Genomic DNA, 905 nt, shown 5'->3' with positions numbered 1-905 from the left:
CCGTACCGCCCCCCCACCCCATCGCCGGCGCCATCATCGGCGTCGGCGCCGCCCGCCGCGTCTCGGCCGTGCGCTGGGGCATTGCCGGCAACATCGTCATCGCCTGGATCGTTACCTTGCCGGCCACCGCTTTGATTTCGGCGCTCACCTACCTCGCGGTTGGCCTGGCGAGGTGAGGTGAAGAAATCTACCTGTCCACAAGGTTCAGGATGTTGCCGTCTGGATCCTTGAACCAGGCAACTTTCATTCCGTAACCGACGTGGAGATCGCCCTCCAGCGTCAAGCCCGGCATCTGATAGTGCTCGAAGGCGACGCCCTTCGACTTCAGCTCCTTGACGATGTTGCCGATCTCGTCGCCAACCATCCAGGTCACCGCTGTCGCCTTGTTGGTTCCGGCAAATTGGGAATGATAGACGTTGAGGGTGGTATCGCCGCTTTTGTACACGATCAGTTCGCCCCCCTCATCCTGCACCTGTTTCAGGCCAAGCGTTCCTTCGTAGAAAGCCTTGGCCTTTGCCAGATCGCTTACCGCCAGATTTGCCGTTGCGTTGCTGTTTGCGAGCATAATCGCCTCCTTCTCGGCTTGTCGGTCCCGTGCTGGTCGTTGAAATAGGTCGCTGCGATCGTTTGGCGACTGTCGGCTGGATTGATTGCTGGCCGCATCGGCGCTCGCTTATCTGGAGGACGTTTGGCGCGGATGAAATCCGGCAGGACCCGCCGGTTTTTCAGGCACGCCAAGACAGCCATTGCTCCACGGCTTGGTTCTGTCCGGAAACTGCATTATCTCAGGTGCAAGCTGCATCTCAGGCGCAAGCTGCGTAAGGAAAAACTGCCATGTCCGTCACCAAGGAAATCGTCACCGAGCGTCTGAAGACGGTCAACGGGCCGGATTTCACCGGCAACAT

The 905-nt window shown here is 59.2% G+C and carries 2 protein-coding genes; one reads left to right on the top strand and one right to left on the bottom strand.

What is annotated here, in order from left to right:
* Positions 1-176, top strand: a 176-nt coding sequence (locus EN994_RS33330) for an inorganic phosphate transporter (RefSeq protein WP_164746522.1), incomplete at its 5' end; no start/stop codon positions are given.
* 11 nt (positions 177-187) lie between these two features.
* Here EN994_RS33330 and EN994_RS33325 read toward each other — a convergent pair.
* Positions 188-565, bottom strand: coding sequence for a VOC family protein (locus EN994_RS33325; protein WP_063169927.1), 378 nt, complete (start codon positions 563-565; stop codon positions 188-190).
* Between the last annotated feature and the right edge of the window lie 340 nt (positions 566-905).

Source organism: Mesorhizobium sp. M7A.F.Ca.CA.002.09.1.1, assembly GCF_003998555.1.
In the GTDB taxonomy this organism is placed as follows: domain Bacteria; phylum Pseudomonadota; class Alphaproteobacteria; order Rhizobiales; family Rhizobiaceae; genus Mesorhizobium; species Mesorhizobium ciceri.
This window is presented reverse-complemented; position numbering and strand designations above follow the sequence as displayed.

What these genes read in the sequence shown, in the direction of transcription:
- EN994_RS33325 (WP_063169927.1), bottom strand. Translation starts at nt 565, where the DNA reads ATGCTCGCAAACAGCAACGCAACGGCAAATCTGGCGGTAAGCGATCTG.